This window comes from Vibrio sp. 2134-1, from assembly GCF_033339495.1.
In genome coordinates this window covers 109,402-128,625 of record NZ_JAWOUS010000008.1, presented here as the reverse complement: position 1 = coordinate 128,625, position 19,224 = coordinate 109,402, and the positions used below count along the sequence as shown (strand labels likewise).

The following is a 19,224-nucleotide window of genomic DNA, read 5'->3' as shown; positions in this document are numbered from 1 at the left end:
GACTATTTTTTCGCCCCTCTCGTCAATCGGTCTGCTTTATCGAGGAGCAGGCAAAAAACTCTCATACACGCGGTTTCGTCCAAAGCAGCGTGAATCGATGGATTTAGCCACCCCAAATGGCACTGTTTTAACTTTAGGATGAGTTATGTTTAAACGATTTGAAGGCTTTACAGAGCCGTTCCCCAAATCTACACCGGATCAGCCTCCTTCAGGGATGTTCGCTTTTCTGCGTTATTACACTCGTGGTTATGAAAAGCCTTTGATCATCATGTCTTTGATGGCCACAATTGTGGCTGTTGTTGAGGTAATGTTGTTTGGCGCCATGGGACAATTGGTTGATTGGTTGTCTACCAGCAATCCAGAAACGTTCTTACAAGACAACAAATCGGATTTGATTTTCTACGGAGCCTTATTGCTGGTTGTCATGCCTATATTGGTGATCTTGTACTCGTTGCTCGTTCATCAAACGTTATTGGGCAACTACCCAATGTCTATCCGCTGGCTTGCACACCGGTATTTGCTCAATCAAAGCTTGAACTTCTATCAAGATGATTTTGCAGGTCGAGTCGCGACGAAAGTCATGCAAACCTCATTAGCTGTGCGCGAAACCGTGATGAAAGCTATGGATGTGTTTGTTTACGTTACGGTTTACTTCACCAGCATGATCATTATGTTAGCGACGGCAGACTGGCGTTTGATGATCCCAATGATTGTCTGGCTACTCGCTTACATCGCTATCCAAATCTATTTTGTCCCTAAGCTCAAAGACGTCGCTTCAGCACAGGCCGATGCACGTTCGACAATGACAGGGCGCATCGTCGACAGTTATACCAATATTCAAACCGTCAAACTGTTTTCTCATAGCCAGCGCGAAACCCAATATGCCGAGCAAGGCATGAAAGGATTTTTGAATACGGTCTATCGTCAAATGCGCCTAGTGACCGGCTTCGACGTCGCTGTAGAGATCTCAAACTATATTTTGGTCTTTTCCGTTGCTGCTTTATCTATTTACCTGTGGTTGGATAGTGCCATTAGCGTTGGCGCGATTGCGATTGCTGTTAGTCTTGCATTACGCGTAAATGGTATGTCGATGTGGATAATGTGGGAAGTTGGCGCCCTCTTTGAAAACATGGGAACCGTTGTCGATGGAATGAAAACACTCTCTAAGCCTATTGATATTAAAGATAAACCAGGTGCAAAAGACTTGGTTGTCACTGAAGGAGGCATTCACTTTGATAACGTCAGCTTCCATTACGGTGAGAACAAAGGCGTAATTAGCCATCTCGATCTCAACATCAAACCAGGAGAGAAAGTAGGCTTGGTTGGGCGCTCCGGCGCCGGAAAATCGACTTTGGTGAACTTGTTACTTCGTTTCCACGATGTCGAAGACGGCAGCATTAAGATCGATGGACAGAACATCTCAGAAGTCACACAAGACTCTTTGCGTTCAAAGATCGGTATGGTGACCCAAGATACTTCTCTGCTACACCGTTCAATTCGAGACAATATTTTGTATGGCAATCCAGATGCGACAGAAGAAGATTTGCTGAAAGCCACTAAGCAAGCGCATGCCCATGAGTTTATCGAAACTCTGACCGACCCATTTGGTAATGTCGGATACGATGCGCAAGTTGGTGAACGTGGTGTGAAACTGTCTGGCGGCCAACGTCAGCGTATCGCAATATCTCGTGTGCTACTCAAAGATGCACCATTGCTGGTATTGGATGAAGCAACATCGGCTCTAGATTCAGAAGTCGAAGCAGCGATTCAGGAAAGCTTGAATGAATTAATGCAAGGGAAAACGGTTATTGCTATCGCTCACCGATTATCGACCATCGCACAAATGGATCGCCTCATCGTGCTAGATAAAGGCAGCATCGTTGAACAAGGTTCTCATCAAGAACTCATTGCGAATAACGGCATTTACGCCCAGCTTTGGGCGCATCAAACTGGCGGATTTATCGCTGAAGAACTAGACAATCAACACGCTTCTTAACGAGTGATAAGCTCAATAAAAACGGCGCTTTAAGCGCCGTTTTTTATTTAAATCCATGGCTAGATGCTCATATAGCCATTGTGGTTTCTCATATATGAAACACTCTCCATGATAAAGCTCACACTTTTTCTGCTAATATACCGCCTCGTTGCGTATCCATTGCAATGAACACAATACAGAGTATTGAGCCGTCTTCATTTGTCATTTCACTTTTTGAGAAACAGCTATACTCAATAGATGGCTTAGTTATTATATTAACAATAAGGTAATTAGCTTATGTGTAAATGTGGTTCAATGCAGATCGTACAACTCAAACCAAGTTGGGCTGACAAGCTATTTGGCTACTCAGAAAGATGGAAATGCCAACTTTGTTGTAAGATCTACCGCATCTAAAATTAAAAATAGAATCTTAGTTTTTCTAAGAAAAAGCAGTGGCCCGACAATGATTGTCGGGTTTTGTTTTTCCGAGCATTCATTTTTTTCCCTTCGCTACAAGACTACTCATCACGGCAAAACCTAGCATCTTAATGTGACTTAGGTATAGAATCAGGCCCACTTATTCTTTCCGATATTCATATATAACTGGTCACTATGAACAAAAGTTTGCTAACGAATGTCCTCGCTATCGCTTTGATGGCTGGAGGTCATCAATTACAAAACGACTATCTTTGGTATGCAGGGCTGTTTGCGTTCTCAGGCGCCATCACCAACTGGCTTGCCATCCATATGCTGTTTGAGAAAGTGCCTGGATTATACGGTTCTGGCGTGATCCCCGCGCGATTTGAAGAGTTTAAACTGGCTATCAAAAACCTGATGATGGAACAGTTTTTTACTGAAGCGAACATTGACCGATTCTTGAATAAAGAAATGGCGGGCGGTGTGAACATCGATCTTCAACCAGTAATTGAGAAAGTAGATTTAAATCCAGCATTTGATTCCCTAGTGGAAGTAATTGAAGGCTCTCAGTTTGGTGGCATGCTAGCGATGTTTGGCGGCTCGGAAGCGCTACAACCCATGCGCCAACCTTTCGTCGAAAAGATGCAAGAATCCATCATTGAGTTGAGCAAGAGCGATAACATCAAAGAAGCACTGAAAGAGCAATTCGAATCTCCTGCAATGATGGATGAGATAAAGCAGAACATTGAAGGTATCATCGATCAACGTTTAAGCGAATTAACACCGGCATTAGTTAAAGAAATGGTGCAAAAGATGATTAAACAACACCTTGGCTGGCTAGTCGTTTGGGGCGGTGTTTTTGGTGGTTTAATTGGCGTTATCAGCACCTTTATCGGGGCATAATCGCTCACCGATTTATTAAAAAGGAGCTTCGGCTCCTTTTTTAATCGTGAAAAAGTAATATACCAAGCCACGCTAAATAAGGAGGCTCAACACATGCCTCGCCTAACCAAGGAGCTCGGGATTAACACCAAATCCCGTTTTATGTTCTTCTATGACCACTTCACTACGAGTTTGAATCACGCCCGGAAGCGTGCCTAACTTGCTCGACATAAACTCCTGATACGCTTTCATGCTCTTAACACGAACTTTTATCATGGTATCGAAATCTCCAGAGAGCGAGTAGCACTCTTCAATTTCAGGCATCAATTCCACCGCTTTCGCAAACTTTTCAAAAATAGAAAAACTGGTTTGGTCTAAACGAATATGGATGAATACTTGCACATCCAGCCCCAACTTTTCCGCATTCAACTCCGCATGATAACCATTGATATACCCTTCTTTTTCTAGCCGCTTTACACGATCAGAACATGGAGAAGTCGTTAAGTTAATCAGCTTTGCTAGTTCTACAACTGGAATTCTGCCTCTCGAATGAAGCACTCTCAAAATATGTAAATCAATCCGGTCCAATTGATAACTCATTAACCCACTTCCTTGTAACCACTTAGAAAGCATCACATTAATCGTTGCTCAAAAAATTGCAAACCATCAAATGCACAGCATGTGAAATTCAGCAGAGAATAACCAGAAAACAACGAAGGAGGGAAAGAGCTATGATTATTGCCGCTCACTTAGTAACCGTGATATGAAGAGAAAAAGCAACCTAGCGGCTCCCGCGGAGTCGCAAATTTGAAAGCGCATGACACGCCTGTATAGATATGTCGTTCGGGCAACGCCGCCCTATTTAGCCATTAATCATGGCTATCACTCAGAGTTAGAGTGCGGCCGATGTATGCCGTGTAGGATGTGGAACAACCTCTCCAATTGCACGATGATTACAACAACGGCAGTAGTATTGAGGCTCCATCTCGTAATAATGTTCACCTGATACAAATTTCGCCATCAGCTGTGTAAAACTCACCATTTTGCCTGTTAACGAGTCAACAGACTGAGGCTCGCAACGCTTCATAATCACTTTATGTTGCGTTGATTTTCTACAAGCTGCGCAATATATATCCGGCATTTCTCTTCTCCCTACTTTTTCGTCCTACTGACAATTGACATATTTTGTTCAAAATAATTCCACAATTAAAAAGCTCCTTTAATTTTTTGTGCCCTATCTTCAAAAAATTGAACGAAAGTATCAAAAAACTGAGACATTGGTCAGACCTCAACTTTTGTACCATCAATATGAGCAAACGTGCTTATGTGTGTAATAATACGACACATTACACATAAGCAATTGTTCGGGCTTATTATTTAGTAAGGCGCATGACAACTTTACAGCTGGCTAGATCGAGCTTTCGAGACGCCTTGTTATCTTGATTTACCCCGCAAACCAATTGCTAGCAGCTATAGCCGTCTCATCAAGGAAGAAATGCATGACGATACAACCGATTCTCACTACCGAAAGACTCGTCCTCCGGCCATTCAATATCGATGACTGCCAACAAGTGGCTTTACTCGCTGGAGATAAGCGAATTGCCGACATGACAGCAAACATCCCACATCCTTATGAGCTACCGATGGCGCAAGCATGGATAGATAGGCACTATCCGATGTATCAGCAGCATCAAGGCGTGGCGTACACTATTACCTTGCGAAACACTGGGGAGTTACTTGGTGCGGTGAGTTTACCGCGTATCGAAGAGGGGTACGGAACATTAGGCTACTGGGTTGGCGTGCCACATTGGGGGAAAGGCTATGCATTCGAGGCCTCCAAAGCCTTACTCGAATTTGCTCGAATGCACTTTGAGTTAAACGGAATAACCGTGATGCATTTGGTGGACAATCTGCGTTCTAAATCGGTGATCCAAAAACTAAATATCCCTTACATCGGTGACAAAACATTGCGCATGCAAGGCAAAGAACGAAAGGTTTGTGTCTACCAACTCACGTTCGTCGCTTCTGAATAAAGTCGAGGGATATGTCGGATGATCATACATGAAACTTCACAAAATCTGCCCAAGAACAACCCTTTATTGCTGGGAACGGTATCGTTGTCGCTGTTCTATTTTTCCGACCTAGCAGACAAGCTCGTCGAGTTTGGACTCTTAGCACTCACGATAATAGGATTGAAACTTCTCTCAACGTACTTCACGCGCCGCGTGTTCAATCCTAAAACGCTAGATATCGATGCAAGCACCAACACCTTGAAGTACCGCCAGGGCTCAACGGTTTACTTCCGTCTACCTCTTGATGACATTGTCAAAGTCCAAATACAGAAAGAGTTCTTCTCTAGCAAAAGTTTGATGCTCTACACAGTCAACGACGCTTACCAAGTGCCGAATTCAGACAATTTCGATTCTCTACAGTTAAAGGATTTAATGAAACAACTTGAAGAGAGAATTGATGATCAATCTCGCTAAAACGAAAAGAGAAGACATTCTAGAATGTTGCCAATTTGGCCTCTAAATAGAAAGACAAAAAAGCCAGCAATAACGCTGGCTTTTCTCTGTATTAGTCTTGTGCGACTTTCACGCGAATTTTGCTTTTTTCTACGTTCGTCAAATTCAGTGCTTCAAGAGCAGAAATGGCTTCTGCTTCGTCCGGCATGATGACAAAACCGAAGCCTTTCGACAAACCCGTGTCTTGATCAAGCACTAGCGAACACAGTTCTACTTTGCCGTACGCTGAGAATAATTTGCGGATATCTTGCTCGGTCATGTGACGAGCCAAGTTTCTTACTAAAAGTTTCATAATGAACCTAGTTGGTTTGATAACGGTTCGATTCTCTCAGTTTCTCTCTGGCAAACCAAGTGAATAATATGACGGCGTTGACTAGATCATTCTAAGTACATCTGTTTAAATGATTTTCCGTTCATTTTTCACCCATAGGAGAGTCGGCATGGAAACGAAACGTCTCAAACTCATCCCTGCTTGTTTAGAACGAGCCGAAGAGGCGCATCAAGCTGTCGTTCGCAGCCAAAAGACTCTCGAAGTCTATCTGCCGTGGGTGCCTCATGTGCTGACATTAGAAGCGATGATAGAAGGGACAGAGAAAGCCATCGCAAACTTTGAAAACTTCGAAGAAGAGCTGCGTTACTACATCATTGAAAAGGAAAGCGATCGCTTACTGGGTGCGGTCGGCTTGATGATTCGAGATCCCGACGTACCATCCTTTGAGATAGGTTATTGGTTAGATAATGCTGCCGTTGGCAATGGTTATGTTGCCGAGGCTGTGCTCGAAGTTGAGCGCTATGCGTTTGATGACTTGGGCGCCAAGAGAATCGCAATTCATGCTGATAGCACCAACCAAAAGAGCCGGGCTGTAGCCGAGCGCTGTGGTTATGAGTTCGAAGGAGAGCTCAGAAACGAACGTCTGACTACATCGGGAGAGTTGAGTAACACCGTTATTTACGCCAAAATTCGTCGCGACTAACACTCCAATCTAACCGAGCAATGCTAAGCTTTGATCTCAAGCTACCACCATTAACGTTAATTAAGTTTCAGATAAAACAAAGCCCGCTAAAATAGCGGGCTTTGTGTTCATATACGGGAAGTTACTAGTCTAGTTCAACCAGTTTTTTCTCGAACGACTGGTGTTGGTCTAACACGTCTTGCGCAGCACCGCCCGTTGCTTTACTTACCACAATGATAGCAAGCGTAGAGAAGATGATGCCCGGTACGATTTCGTACACATCAAACCAACCGCCAGTTAGCTGCTTCCAAACCACGATAGTGATACCACCAACAAGAATACCTGCTAACGCACCGTTACGGTTCATACCGCTCCAGTAAAGGCTAAGTACAACCGCAGGACCAAATGCCGCACCAAAACCAGCCCAAGCGTAAGATACAAGACCAAGTACTGAGCTATCAGGCGTCATCGCTAGGAATAGCGCAACAAGCGAAATAACGATAACACCGATACGACCAATCATTACGATTTCTTCAGAAGACGCTTCTGGCTTGAATACTTGCTTGTAGAAATCTTCTGCAAGCGCTGAAGATGAAACAAGGAGCTGTGAGTCAGCGGTACTCATTACCGCCGCTAGGATTGCTGCTAACAACATACCCGCAACGACAGGGTGGAATACTGCGTTAACCAATAGCATGAAGATCTTCTCACCGTCTTCTAGTTGAGTACCCGGATGACCCGTAACCCAAACCAGACCAACAAGACCAACAAGCATTGCACCAACCATAGATAGTGCCGTCCAAATCACTGCGATACGACGTGCAGTCGTTAGATCTTTGTTTGAACGAGACGCTTTAAAACGCGCTAGGATGTGTGGCTGACCAAAGTAACCAAGGCCCCACGCCGCTAGAGAGATAATGGCAATCGCAGACAATGGTTCGCCTTTCGCGTCATTCCATAGCGTTGCAAGTTCTGGGTTGATGTCATGTAGATCAGAACTTAGCTGACCTAAACCACCGTCCATTACCGCTATAGGAACAATCATTAGCGCAGCCGCCATTAGCAGACCTTGCACTAAGTCAGTCCAAGATACCGCTAGGAAACCACCGAATAGTGTGTAAGAAACGACACACACCGTACCGATGATAACAGCGTAGGTGTAATCTAGACCGAATACCGTCTCAAACAGTTTGCCCCCTGCGACCAAACCTGAGCTGGTGTAGAAAAGGAAAAATAGAAGAATGAAAAACGCAGAGATTGTCTGAATCAGTTTCGACTTATCGTTGAAGCGACGTGACAGGAACTCTGGCAACGTTAGCGCGTCAGTTTGGATACTGTAGGTACGGAGGCGTTTTGCACTGATGAGCCAGTTTGCCCATGTACCAAGAAGTAGACCGCCGGCTAACCAGAAGGCCTCGATACCCGCAGCGTACGCATAGCCAGGCAAGCCTAGCAGCAACCAACCACTCATGTCTGAAGCACCTGCAGATAATGCAGCAGGCCACGGACCTAGGCTACGGCCACCTAGGAAGTAGTCAGATGAATTGGAAGTCCTCTTATACGCGTAAACGCCAATAGCAACCATAATCAGTAAATACGCCACAAAAGTGGACGTGATAGCAAAGCTATTTTCTATCATTAGATAGTCCTCGTTATAATTATTTCCTTCCTTGCCTGCCCTGATATTTTACCGTCTCAGCAATACATCAGAGTATAAAAAACCAATCTGGACCGGCTCTCAGTCCAGTTACTCCAGATTGGCATTACAAGTCAGGTTAGTGAGTTTCGTTCCCCAACTCGAGTAGAGTTGCGTTACCACCCACCGCGGTAATATTTATCGTTCGAGTGCGCTCAGTAATGAAGCGCAACGAGAGATGAGGATCATGAGCCAATTTCGGTGACTCTAAATCCGTTTCAGAAACTAAGCCGACGATTGCACCGTCACGCTTAGCTAGTTGAAGATTGAGCGCATGCTCAATCTGTGAACGCCCAACATAACCCACACTACGTACATCGCTCTCAAGCAACGGGGCAGACGCATCGTACGCAACAACCTGGACTAAGTTAGATGGGAAGTTTGCCAACGCTACAGCTTGCTTAACCAATTGGTTTAGCTCTGCATTGTCACTGCAAACGACCACACTGTTGCCTGCAATTAAGGCACAGGTGATCATCGCAAAAGCACTGTATAACGCATTATCAGCAGGCTCGATGTTGTTTTCACAAATCACCAAAGCCACACCGCGTCCTGCGGCATACAGTTCGTTAGTTTCCCCTGTAGGGCCAACTAACTGGTGAGTTTCTGCAAGAAGAGCTGATGCTTGTTGCAAGTGGTAAGAAACCACTTTGGCAACGGTAGACTGCTGCCCTTCTAGTGCAGATTTAAATGCCAGAACATGCTCGCATTTGTAATCAAAATCAGTCAGATTCCACTGCTCCCACGCAGAGAATGCATCTTTAAAATAGGTGATCTGATGAACCATAATGCGACTCCTTATGCGTTTTCTGCTTGAGCAAGAAGATGTTGAGTAAAGCGGAATAGGTAGTGTGGACCACCAGCTTTCGGGCCAGTACCCGACAAGCCTTGACCACCAAACGGCTGTACACCAACCACAGCGCCAACTTGGTCTCGGTTGATGTAGCAGTTACCTACTCGAGCATGTTTCTCAATCCAACGGTACGTGGTTTCGTTACGGCTATGGATGCCCATCGTCAAGCCAAAACCCGTTCTGTTGATCTGCGCAACCACGTTCGGTAATTCAGACGCTTTAAAGCGAATAATGTGCAAGATTGGACCAAATTGTTCTTCTTTCAGCACATCGATGCCCGAGATTTCAAACGCACTTGGTGAGACAAAGTCACCATGCTGGCACGATTCATCCAACTGTAGCTGAGCGACTTTAGTCTGTGTTTTGCTCATTTGCTCAAGGTGAGCGAGGAGTTTTTGTTTTGCATTGCTGTCGATAACCGGACCAACATCTGTTTTGTGTAGGTAAGGTAAACCAACATGCAGTTCATTCATCGCACCTTGAATCAGGTTGATCATACGGTCTGCTACATCTTCTTGTACAAATAGAACACGAAGGGCAGAACAACGCTGACCAGCAGATGCAAACGCCGAACGAATCACATCACGCACCACCTGCTCTGGCAATGCAGTACTGTCCACAATCATTGCGTTTTGACCACCTGTTTCCGCAATAAACGGAACCGGTTTCGCGCTGCGCTCCGCGAGCGTAACGTTAATGCGTTGCGCCGTTGCCGTTGAGCCAGTGAATGCCACACCAGCAATAGCATCATGAGAAGTCAGTGCATGACCAATCTCAGCGCCGCGACCAGTAAGTAACTGAATCACACCTGCAGGGAAGCCAGCATCAAGCATTAGTTCAATAGCGCGAGCGGCAATTAAGCTTGTTTGCTCAGCAGGTTTTGCAAGCACTGTGTTACCCGCAATCAGTGCTGCCGTCACCTGACCAAGGAAGATAGCCAACGGGAAGTTCCAAGGGCTAATACACACAAACACACCAAGACCTTCACGGCTAGAAATGCGCTTCACACCATCAAAGCCTTCTAGCTCAAATGGCTGTAGGTTTTGCGCTTGTTTCGCGTAATAACGACAGAAATCCACCGCTTCACGAACTTCATCAATGCTATCGTGAATCGTTTTACCCGCTTCTTTGTGACAAATCGCCACCAGCTCAGCCAGATTTTCTTCCATTAAGTCAGCAAGCTTTTCTAAACAAGCCGCTTTTTGCTCAACAGGAACACCTTTCCAATCAGAGAAAGCAGTTTGCGCCGCATCAATTGCAGCGGAAACATGATCAAGTGTTGCAAATGCCACTTTGCCGACTTCAATTCGGCGATCGTATGGTGCGGTGATGATCTCAGCCGCATTTTCCTTGATCATGCTTTCGGCAAAGCGTTCACCATTGATCATCGGGCCTGCAACCCACTGGTTGTCCATGAAGCTTTCGACCTGAGCTTCAAATGGCTTCGCTTCACTGTCGATGTCAATGTTGACGCCATATGAGTTCTTACGCTCAGGGAAAATATCGGCAGGCAATGGAATTTTGTCGTTGTGTAGCGTGTCAAAACCCGTCAACACATCCACAGGGTGATGGGTCAACTCATAAATCGGACAACGCGCATCAACTAGACGGTGTACAAACGAGCTGTTCGCACCATTTTCAAGCAGACGACGAACCAAGTACGGAAGAAGATCAGCATGGCTACCGACAGGTGCATAAATACGTACTGGCTGACCGTACATTTTCATAACATGGTTATACAGTGAATCACCCATACCATGCAGGCGCTGGAACTCGTATTCTTTGTGCTCCGCCATGACAGCAATTGCCGTAACTGTGTGAGCATTGTGGCTTGCAAATTGTGGGTAGATATTACCGCGAACACCTTCGCTAAGTAGGAAACGAGCACAAGCTAGGTATGCAACGTCCGTCGCTTCTTTGCGAGTGTATACTGGGTAGTTTGCATAACCCGCTTGTTGAGACCACTTGATTTCGCTGTCCCAGTACGCGCCTTTAACCAAACGCAGAGGAATAACGTCACCTTGCTCTTTTGCGAGTGCATTTAGCCACACCAAGACTGGTAGCGCACGTTTTGAGTAGGCTTGAATAACCAAACCAAACTTGCCCCAACCTTTCACAAGATCGCTACGGTACACTTTCTCAAATAGCTTCAGAGAAAGCTCAAGGCGATCCGCTTCTTCTGCATCGATTGTGATTGCAACGTCGACTTCAATAGCACGTTTTAGTAGTTGCATTAGTGAGTCATACAACTCTGTCATTACACGTTCTTCATTTGCGACTTCGTAGCGCGGATGTAATGCAGAAAGCTTGATGGAAATCGAAGGCGCAGGGCTGGTGTCGTTACCGTAAGTCTCGCGACCCACCGCTTCGATCGCCATTAGGTAATCTTTGAAGTACTTGTTCGCGTCCGCTGTCGTTAACGCCGCCTCACCCAACATATCAAACGAGTAGGTGAAACCTTTGTCGCGCATTGGGCGACCGTTCTTTTGCGCTTCTTCTATCGTACGACCACGAACAAACTGGTGACCCATGATCTTCATTGCCTGATACATGGCTTTACGAATCACGGGCTCAGAGAATTTATTTACCAGACGGTTTACAGCCTGACCTGGGCTCTGGGTGCCTTGCTCACCAAGACCAACCACTTTACCTGTTAGCATGAGGCCCCATGTTGATGCGTTAACAAACACAGAGTCAGAGTTTTTCAGGTGAGATTTCCAGTCTGCGACACTCAACTTATCTTTAATCAAAGAATCTGCTGTCGCGGCATCTGGGATGCGCATTAATGCTTCTGCAAGACACATCAGCAAGATACCTTCTTGAGTATCTAAGCTGTATTCCAGCAATAAAGCATCAATCATCTGGATTGACTTCTTATCGGCACGAATGGCTTCGATAAGGTGGGTAGTTTGGGTAGTGATCGCCGATTTTTCATCCTCTGTCGGCGTCGCTAGTGGCAATAGTTGCTCTAGCCATTGAGACTCGTCCACCATATATAATGGCGAGATCAGTGACCACAACTTATCAAGCGGCTGCCCGATAAATTCCGGTGTCAACACGTTCGTAGCTGTAAACATGTGTGTTCCTCAATCTCACTCCTCGAAAACCGCTTCGAGGATTATCAATGGCTGGCAGTGTATTTTGAGGCCGATAAGAATACTTGTCAAAAACTACGACATTTTTGCCAAAAACTCGCTTTTATAACAAAACATCCACATAGTCACATTCAAATAGGTAATATTTTGTGTTGTAAATTTTAATTTTTTCATTGCATTCACAACAAAATATTAAGAATATCAATAAGATTTTTGTGAAGAGCTCGTTCTAAGAGAAAATGTAGGATCAAGTGGCATATCAGCCACTGAAAAGAACAGAGAATTTAAAAAAACGAGAGATAGGTCACGTGAATAAAACATAAAAAAACCACGCATAGTGCATGGTTTTATTCTAATTGATGATTATTTGACCTAAAAAACGCGTTGTTATCCAACTTGTTTTTTATAACGGGAAGGTGATATTCCCTGTAAGCGAGTAAAAGTATGAGTAAAAGTACTCTGGCTTGAGAAGCCAGTAAACTCGGCAATTTGCCCTAAAGAAAGGTGCCCTTGCTCGATTAATTCACGAGCCATGTCGATTCGCTTTCCGAGAACATATTGATGAGGTGTAATCCCCATCTGCTCTTTAAACAAGCAATGGAACTGACTTTCCCCAAGAAACACTCGCCCGGCCAATTGAGCCACACTAATCTTATGACTCAGGTGCTGCTCAATGTAACGATCTATCGCCTCCAAATCAAAGCGCGACTCTTTTCGACTGGTCTCAAATGCCGAGATATGGCGCTGCATTAACGCAATCACAGTGTCGTTACACGCACGACTTAACAGCAGGTCATCCGGATGGTTTCGCATTTCCTGAACCAACATCTGTATCAGCTTCTGAATTTGACTATCTAACTGGAAGTAGACATGGTCTCTCTCCAGGTTATTGATTTTCTGCAGCATTTCAGGATCATCATTTGTCGGTTTGGGCATATTCAGCACCAAAATATCCGATTGATTGATGACGCCACCGAAAGCATGATCAGAGCATGCGGTAACCACACAACCTTGACCAGGGCCGACAAGATTACCTCGCCCGCGCACTTCAAATTCGGCTTGCCCTTTTAAACCAATCACGATCTGCGTATAAGAATGATCGTGGCAATCCATATAAGACGGAAGTGTGATCAGCTCCGCCGGTTTTGGCAGCATAATCTCTTGATATGAAAGGATTTTTTTGTTATCTGAATCACTCATTTTAAACAGTCGTCTTTACACGGTCAGCTTACGTCTTCGCATCATATACCTTCTTTGTTGGGTTGCAACTTTTACCCAACTCAATCGACAAGATCAAACCAGCATGATCAAGTTCATTTACATGATCATAGTTCCGGAACGATGATCATGCGAGGTTAATTTACGGTCAGTGAGCAACCAATTTTATTAACAAAAACGGATAGATAGGCAACACCTTACGTATACATAATCAATCAATGTAAAGATCCTTATTACCGAACAATCTGTTATTTTGTAAAACACCGTGCTCCATATTAGATAAGTCGCCCCTGAAACGGATCGAAACCCACTCTTAAGCTCAACATAGAGGGATTTCCCCCCTTACTAATATGCCTCTGATTCAATACATTAGTTATCGAGCTTTAAGATGCATACGATCTAAAGCTCTCGGTATCTCATTGATACCTCTAACTTACTTAGCAGACCCTCGCTAGGTAATTTAGAACCTCTTCTACACGTCGACAAGATTATATCTTGTGTTGCCAGCCCGTCTTCAGGCTGGCTTTTTTTTCGCTTCTCAACAATGAAAACAATGGCATAAGCTGATATCATAGCTTTTGTCTCACTGTCCCTCTCATATGCTTAGGTGCAGCTCTTTCGCTCACAAGTGATATAAACGTCAACCACATTACAACTGAGTTGTAGGAAGCATGATCAAGGACGATACGAGTTGTAAGCCGAACATTAGGCGGACATCCGTGAGCGCACATATCTGTAATGAAACAGACCATTTTCCCAATTAAACTCTTCGTTCCATTTCGTCGACTACCTGACGAAAACATCGAACACCTTGAATTTAATTGGATTGAGCGCCAATCAACGAACGTGTTCTAGCAACGTAACTGCCTACTTGGCAACATCAATACGAGCCATGTAACACGGACGTCTCTGTATTGGTAAAAGCAGTATGTAGTGAGTCCTTTTGTGAATATTTCAGTCGATACCATAGAACAATCCCTCCTTAAACAGCTACCAGGTTGTTGGGGATGCAAAGATAAAGATTCGGTATTCCTATACGTAAACCAGGAATACGCAGAACTGTTAGGGCACACGTCGCCCGAGGAATGCTTGGGTAAAACTGATTTTGATATGGCCAGCCCAACCACTGAATGCGCGCAAGAATTTCAACGCCAAGATAAACACGTTCTCGAAACTGGCGAGTCACTAAAAATTCTGGATATCCACCCTTATCCAGATGGCCGCTGGCGAGCACATATATTTACTAAAACACCGTGGCGAGATGACAAAGGCGACATCGTAGGCACCATTTTCTACGGAAGGGAACTCACCGACACCGCCGTGATTGAAGTCGGGTATTGGGTTTGTCGTGCAATCAGTACCAACCCAAATCAACAATCCATCTTTCGTTTTTCTGACTTACAACCAAAACCAGAGAAGCTCACATGCCGCGAGCAAGAAACGCTTTTCCTCTTGCTCTATGGCAAAAAGCCTCAATTTATCTCTCAGGTCATGGGCATATCAACAAAAACCGTTGAAGGTCACGTCGCACGCTTACGTAATAAGTTTGCAGCGAACAGCAAGAACGAGCTAATAGATAAAGCAATGGAAGCAGGCTACGGCTCTGTTGTACCCAAAACGCTGCTTAAGCATCAATTATCGGTTGTGTTGAATGGAGAGCGATAATTCGCATCGCTTCTACCTACAAAAACACCGCCCCAATTCGGCGGTGTTTGTTTATTCATGAGGGACCATAAGCCTATGGCGCTAAACGATCAATGTCCCAACTTCCATCATGCTGGGAGAAAAGAAAACGATCGTGAAGGCGATGTTCGCCACCTTGCCAAAATTCGATGCTCTTTGGTTTTACGCGAAAGCCACCCCAAAAGGTTGGTACTGGTATTTCACCCTTAGCAAACTTCTGTTTTAGCTCTAAAAACTTACCTTCCAACACACCTCTGGCAGAAATACGGCTACTTTGTTTGCTCGCGATTGCGGCCAACTGGCTCTCTTTAGGACGAGAAGTAAAGTATTTCATATTCTCTACGGCGGTAAGCTTTTCAGCCACACCAGTAATATGAACTTGGCGCTCTAACGGGTGCCAAGGGAAGTGCAAACTAATATTGCTGTTATGCTCTAGCTGCTGGGCCTTGCGACTGCCTAGGTTGGTGTAAAACACAAAACCATCTTTGTCGACGTTTTTCAATAGAACAATGCGTTGAAACGGCATGCCATTTTCATCAACCGTTGCAACTGTCATCGCAGTCGGGTCCGTTAAACCCGCTTCAACTGCTTGCTCTAGCCACAGATTAAATTGATCAATAGGATCAGCTTTCAAATCTTTACGACGCAGCCCACCTTTGGTGTACTCACGACGAATATCAGCAAGTTCCATCTTTACTCCTTCACTCGTTTTTGTCGATTGTGCTCCCGATACTGAGGAAATACAAGGACATCATTGTGCTTGTTATCGTTGCCGCTCACAGCATCACAGTGCGTCATTTGATACCATGACACAAAAAACCAGTGAGCCGATCGTGAACTTACTCAACCCCAAAGCCCTACGTCATTTTTTACTGCTACTGTGTGCCGTCGGCATTTCAGGGCTTGCGCTTACTCATCATTACGCAACTCAATACCAACATGATCAATGGCAACAAAAGCTAGAGAGACAAGCCGCGCAAGTGTCACAAGAAGTGGACTACGAACTGGCAAAGTTTGAACAGATACCAAACCTATTAAGTCACGACCCAAGACTACTCAAAGCAGTAGAGCGCGGAACGCCCTCTCAAGAGCTCAACCTACTGTTATCAGATTGGTTGAAGCAAAGTTTGGCCGATACGATTTACGTTCATGACCGCACCGGGTTAGTCATAGCCTCAAGTAACTTTCAGCAAGAAGATACGTTTGTTGGCTCTAGCTTTAGCTATCGCCCCTATTTTAAAAATGCGCGACGCGGTGAGCCCGCTCAATATGTTGGATTAGGCGTGCGCTCGAATAAACGTGGGTACTTCTTCTCATCTCCGCTGTGGGTAAATGAGGAAGTCGTTGGCGTGATCACAGTAAAAGTGAACTTGGAGCAATTAGAACAGCGCCTTTCGCAAACCACGACTGACGTACTCATTACAGATAAACACAATGTCGTGTTTATGAGCAATTTACCAGACTGGCGCTATCGTGCACTTTTCCCACTGTCATCGAGTGCAATAATTGAACTTACCGAAACGCGTCAATATGGCGATACCTTGCCCGAATATTTTGGTGAGTTGACGGCGCACAGTGGTGTCACGGAGTTTGATGACAATCAATTGCTTCTATCACCGAATTACCTCGCATACGCAACACACTTATTGGATAAAGGGTTTCGCGTCGTTGCCTTAATTAACCACAACAGCGTTCTTGCCGCCGTTTTACAGGCCGATATCGTCTTCCTGATCTTATATGCGCTCATTGCTCTAATTGCATTAGCGTGGTTCCAAACCCTAGTTAACAAAGCACGCCTTGCCCATCTCAATGTGAGCCTAGAAGAAAAAGTAGTGCAACGGACACTAGTTCTGAGTGAAGCCAACCAAAAACTACAACAGACCATCCGTCAATATGAGCAAAGCCAACAAGAGCTTAAACAAACACAACAAGAACTGACGCAAGCCGCGAAATTGGCACTGTTGGGCGAGCTATCAGCCAGTATTAATCATGAGATAAATCAGCCACTTTCCGCACTAAGAACCTATACCGAAAACTCGCAGCGTTTGTTGGCAATGGAAAAATACCCAATGGTCGCCGACAATTTGGGCAAAATGCTGACACTTAATGACACCATTTCGGAAGTCATTGCCCGCTTAAAAGTCTTTACTCGGAAAGCCACGCACGATTCACACAATGAAATCTCAGTACTGCACGACGCGGTACATACTGCCACCAGCATTTTGAGCAACAAGCTTATTAAGCAAGGAGTAACACTAAAAGTTCCGGCCATCGACTATGATGTGAAGCTGGCCATTCACAGCGTTGAATTAGAACAAGTGCTGATCAATCTCTTCCACAACGCGGCACAAGCGATGGAAAACCACTGTATCGATCCGCAAATATCCATTGCTGTTCAGTGTCATGATGACAGTTGCGACATTCTTGTTTCCGATAACGGACCAGGGATGTCAGACGAAGCCCTAGCAAAAGTGTTCGACCCATTTTTTACGACTAAGCCGGAGGGTCTTGGATTAGGTTTAACAATCTCCAAGCGGATTATAGAGAGCTATCACGGCTCCCTCTGTGCCTATAAACATCAGAACACAGAACAACAAGCAGGAGGGATGACCTTTATCGTGACGCTACCAATAGTCAATCAGAATAAACGTACCCCAGAAGTGGAAAACGACCATGAATAACCCAGTTTTCTTTGTTGATGACGAACCACACATTCGTGATGCCGTGTCTCAAGCCCTGCTGATTGAAGGGATAGACGTCACCTGCTTACCAAACGCAGTAGAAGCCTTACGCGTAATCGACTCAAATACACCTGCGATTATCATTACCGATATCCATATGCCCGTGATGGATGGCTTGGAGTTTATGCGAACTTTGCGAAGCAAAAACGATCACTTTCAATTCATCGTACTTACTGGACATGGAGATGTGAAAACCGCGGTAGATGCGATGAAAAGCGGCGCGTACGACTTTCTAGAAAAACCGTTTTCAACGGAACAGCTCATGAAATCGCTCAACAATGCCAGCGATAAACTGAACTTGTTGCAAGAAAACATCTGGCTTAAGAAAGAGCTCGACATGCAAACTCATGTTGGTCCGAAAATGATTGGTCACAGTAAGGCCATGGTTAGTATTCGTCGCGCCTTGATCAGTGCGCCTACAAGCCAGCCGCTCATTTTTGTAGGTCAAGATGGTACGGGTCGGCGACTAGCTGCACAATTTGCCCACGACATACATGCAACACCAGATAGTGAGCTAATCGCCGCTTCTGGTGAAGACCTCTATGAGCTTTCATTAGAAGCGCTCGACAAAGCCATACACCGCTTAAGTGAAGGAAAACGCCACTGCAGTTTGTACTTACATAGCGCAGAGCATGTATCATTTGAGCAATGGGAATACTTGTTCAAGCACCCAAAACTTGAACGTGTTTTTGGCGCGACCACCCAAGCCGAGCCGCCTCTAAAATCCCTGGCGACTCTAATTCACTTACCAACGCTCGATGAAAGAAAGGAAGATATAGGGCCTTTATACAAGCACTTTGTGCGCCACACCGCGAGCCGATATCAGTTACAGCCACCACATATCAGCCTAGAAGAAGTCAAACACCTCACCAATCTCGAATGGCCAGAAAACGTTAAGCAGCTACGCCAATTTGCTGAACTTCGTGCCCTCAAGCCAGATACTTTTAGAATGGAAGATTGGAATAGTGAGAAAAGTCTTGAAATTCAGAGTATGACTCAGCGCACAGAATACTTTGAATATTGCTTGTTATTCGATGCATTGCAAAGACATCGCGGCAGACTCAAAGAGGTTCAACTAGAATTACAGGTATCACGCAAAACCTTGTACGACAAACTAAAAAAACATCAGTTGGATAAAGCCAAGTTCAAGGCGTAATAGCTATACTCCGGCGCTAATTATGCTTTT

16 protein-coding genes are annotated in these 19,224 nt (G+C 44.9%); 8 read left to right on the top strand and 8 right to left on the bottom strand.

The annotated features are described in order from the left end of the window. The first annotated feature begins 145 nt into the window (after positions 1 to 145). Entirely contained in the window at positions 146 to 1,996 is a 1,851-nt protein-coding gene (locus tag R7R78_RS11585; protein ID WP_005374597.1) for an ABC transporter ATP-binding protein, read from the top strand. A 591-nt stretch (positions 1,997 to 2,587) separates the two neighbouring features. After that, positions 2,588 to 3,295, top strand: coding sequence for a DUF445 domain-containing protein (locus R7R78_RS11580; protein ID WP_005383549.1), 708 nt, complete (start codon positions 2,588 to 2,590; stop codon positions 3,293 to 3,295). A gap of 102 nt (positions 3,296 to 3,397) precedes the next feature. On the opposite strand, the gene R7R78_RS11575 is transcribed toward R7R78_RS11580, so the two are convergent. Further along, on the bottom strand, positions 3,398 to 3,874 hold the full coding sequence (locus tag R7R78_RS11575; protein ID WP_005374595.1) for an Lrp/AsnC family transcriptional regulator: 477 nt from the start codon (positions 3,872 to 3,874) through the stop codon (positions 3,398 to 3,400). 292 nt (positions 3,875 to 4,166) lie between these two features. Beyond that, on the bottom strand, positions 4,167 to 4,415 hold the full coding sequence (locus tag R7R78_RS11570) for a hypothetical protein (RefSeq protein ID WP_005374593.1): 249 nt from the start codon (positions 4,413 to 4,415) through the stop codon (positions 4,167 to 4,169). 358 nt (positions 4,416 to 4,773) lie between these two features. On the opposite strand from R7R78_RS11570, the gene R7R78_RS11565 reads away from it, so the two are divergent. Both R7R78_RS11565 and R7R78_RS11560 read left to right on the top strand, forming a co-directional pair. Next, positions 4,774 to 5,307 (top strand): GNAT family N-acetyltransferase, encoded by a 534-nt coding sequence (locus tag R7R78_RS11565; protein ID WP_225473591.1) that lies wholly within the window; start codon positions 4,774 to 4,776, stop codon positions 5,305 to 5,307. A gap of 18 nt (positions 5,308 to 5,325) precedes the next feature. Further along, positions 5,326 to 5,760, top strand: a complete 435-nt coding sequence (locus tag R7R78_RS11560; RefSeq protein WP_225473590.1) for a hypothetical protein — start codon at positions 5,326 to 5,328, stop codon at positions 5,758 to 5,760. A 91-nt stretch (positions 5,761 to 5,851) separates the two neighbouring features. Here the strand turns inward: R7R78_RS11560 and R7R78_RS11555 are convergent, their stop codons facing one another. After that, a complete protein-coding gene (locus R7R78_RS11555; protein ID WP_005374587.1) occupies positions 5,852 to 6,091 on the bottom strand; it encodes an RNA recognition motif domain-containing protein in 240 nt (79 codons plus the stop codon). A gap of 148 nt (positions 6,092 to 6,239) precedes the next feature. Here R7R78_RS11555 and R7R78_RS11550 point away from each other — a divergent pair, with 148 nt between their 5' ends. Beyond that, a complete protein-coding gene (locus R7R78_RS11550) occupies positions 6,240 to 6,773 on the top strand; it encodes a GNAT family N-acetyltransferase (RefSeq protein WP_017820066.1) in 534 nt (177 codons plus the stop codon). A gap of 124 nt (positions 6,774 to 6,897) precedes the next feature. On the opposite strand, the gene putP is transcribed toward R7R78_RS11550, so the two are convergent. The 4 genes from putP to R7R78_RS11530 all read right to left on the bottom strand — a co-directional run bounded on the left by putP (position 6,898) and on the right by R7R78_RS11530 (position 13,596). Beyond that, entirely contained in the window at positions 6,898 to 8,391 is a 1,494-nt protein-coding gene (putP, locus tag R7R78_RS11545; RefSeq protein WP_005374582.1) for a sodium/proline symporter PutP, read from the bottom strand. A 136-nt stretch (positions 8,392 to 8,527) separates the two neighbouring features. Beyond that, a complete protein-coding gene (locus tag R7R78_RS11540) occupies positions 8,528 to 9,235 on the bottom strand; it encodes a delta-1-pyrroline-5-carboxylate dehydrogenase (protein WP_005392153.1) in 708 nt (235 codons plus the stop codon). A gap of 11 nt (positions 9,236 to 9,246) precedes the next feature. Beyond that, positions 9,247 to 12,378: a bifunctional proline dehydrogenase/L-glutamate gamma-semialdehyde dehydrogenase PutA gene (putA, locus tag R7R78_RS11535; RefSeq protein WP_225473589.1), complete on the bottom strand. Its 3,132-nt coding sequence runs from the start codon at positions 12,376 to 12,378 to the stop codon at positions 9,247 to 9,249. Between the two features lie 405 nt (positions 12,379 to 12,783). Further along, entirely contained in the window at positions 12,784 to 13,596 is an 813-nt protein-coding gene (locus R7R78_RS11530) for an AraC family transcriptional regulator (RefSeq protein ID WP_054575369.1), read from the bottom strand. A 963-nt stretch (positions 13,597 to 14,559) separates the two neighbouring features. On the opposite strand from R7R78_RS11530, the gene R7R78_RS11525 reads away from it, so the two are divergent. Then, positions 14,560 to 15,279, top strand: coding sequence for a PAS domain-containing protein (locus R7R78_RS11525; RefSeq protein WP_017820063.1), 720 nt, complete (start codon positions 14,560 to 14,562; stop codon positions 15,277 to 15,279). Positions 15,280 to 15,352: 73 nt separating this feature from the next. Here the strand turns inward: R7R78_RS11525 and pdxH are convergent, their stop codons facing one another. Then, entirely contained in the window at positions 15,353 to 15,988 is a 636-nt protein-coding gene (pdxH, locus tag R7R78_RS11520) for a pyridoxamine 5'-phosphate oxidase (protein ID WP_005374570.1), read from the bottom strand. 115 nt (positions 15,989 to 16,103) lie between these two features. On the opposite strand from pdxH, the gene R7R78_RS11515 reads away from it, so the two are divergent. Together R7R78_RS11515 and R7R78_RS11510 are read left to right on the top strand one after the other, a co-directional pair. Next, positions 16,104 to 17,978 carry a sensor histidine kinase gene (locus tag R7R78_RS11515; RefSeq protein WP_054578584.1) on the top strand — a complete coding sequence of 625 codons (1,875 nt, stop codon included), beginning with the start codon at positions 16,104 to 16,106 and terminating at the stop codon, positions 17,976 to 17,978. Next, positions 17,971 to 19,194: a sigma-54-dependent transcriptional regulator gene (locus R7R78_RS11510; protein WP_017634536.1), complete on the top strand. Its 1,224-nt coding sequence runs from the start codon at positions 17,971 to 17,973 to the stop codon at positions 19,192 to 19,194. The genes R7R78_RS11515 and R7R78_RS11510 overlap by 8 nt, the downstream gene beginning before the upstream one ends. Positions 19,195 to 19,224: the final 30 nt, after the last annotated feature.

What these genes read in the sequence shown, in the direction of transcription:
- R7R78_RS11560 (WP_225473590.1), top strand. Translation starts at nt 5,326, where the DNA reads ATGATCATACATGAAACTTCACAAAATCTGCCCAAGAACAACCCTTTA.
- R7R78_RS11515 (WP_054578584.1), top strand. Translation starts at nt 16,104, where the DNA reads ATGACACAAAAAACCAGTGAGCCGATCGTGAACTTACTCAACCCCAAA.
- R7R78_RS11550 (WP_017820066.1), top strand. Translation starts at nt 6,240, where the DNA reads ATGGAAACGAAACGTCTCAAACTCATCCCTGCTTGTTTAGAACGAGCC.
- R7R78_RS11580 (WP_005383549.1), top strand. Translation starts at nt 2,588, where the DNA reads ATGAACAAAAGTTTGCTAACGAATGTCCTCGCTATCGCTTTGATGGCT.
- putP (WP_005374582.1), bottom strand. Translation starts at nt 8,391, where the DNA reads ATGATAGAAAATAGCTTTGCTATCACGTCCACTTTTGTGGCGTATTTA.
- R7R78_RS11510 (WP_017634536.1), top strand. Translation starts at nt 17,971, where the DNA reads ATGAATAACCCAGTTTTCTTTGTTGATGACGAACCACACATTCGTGAT.
- R7R78_RS11570 (WP_005374593.1), bottom strand. Translation starts at nt 4,415, where the DNA reads ATGCCGGATATATATTGCGCAGCTTGTAGAAAATCAACGCAACATAAA.
- R7R78_RS11585 (WP_005374597.1), top strand. Translation starts at nt 146, where the DNA reads ATGTTTAAACGATTTGAAGGCTTTACAGAGCCGTTCCCCAAATCTACA.
- R7R78_RS11555 (WP_005374587.1), bottom strand. Translation starts at nt 6,091, where the DNA reads ATGAAACTTTTAGTAAGAAACTTGGCTCGTCACATGACCGAGCAAGAT.
- pdxH (WP_005374570.1), bottom strand. Translation starts at nt 15,988, where the DNA reads ATGGAACTTGCTGATATTCGTCGTGAGTACACCAAAGGTGGGCTGCGT.
- R7R78_RS11575 (WP_005374595.1), bottom strand. Translation starts at nt 3,874, where the DNA reads ATGAGTTATCAATTGGACCGGATTGATTTACATATTTTGAGAGTGCTT.
- putA (WP_225473589.1), bottom strand. Translation starts at nt 12,378, where the DNA reads ATGTTTACAGCTACGAACGTGTTGACACCGGAATTTATCGGGCAGCCG.
- R7R78_RS11530 (WP_054575369.1), bottom strand. Translation starts at nt 13,596, where the DNA reads ATGAGTGATTCAGATAACAAAAAAATCCTTTCATATCAAGAGATTATG.
- R7R78_RS11565 (WP_225473591.1), top strand. Translation starts at nt 4,774, where the DNA reads ATGACGATACAACCGATTCTCACTACCGAAAGACTCGTCCTCCGGCCA.
- R7R78_RS11540 (WP_005392153.1), bottom strand. Translation starts at nt 9,235, where the DNA reads ATGGTTCATCAGATCACCTATTTTAAAGATGCATTCTCTGCGTGGGAG.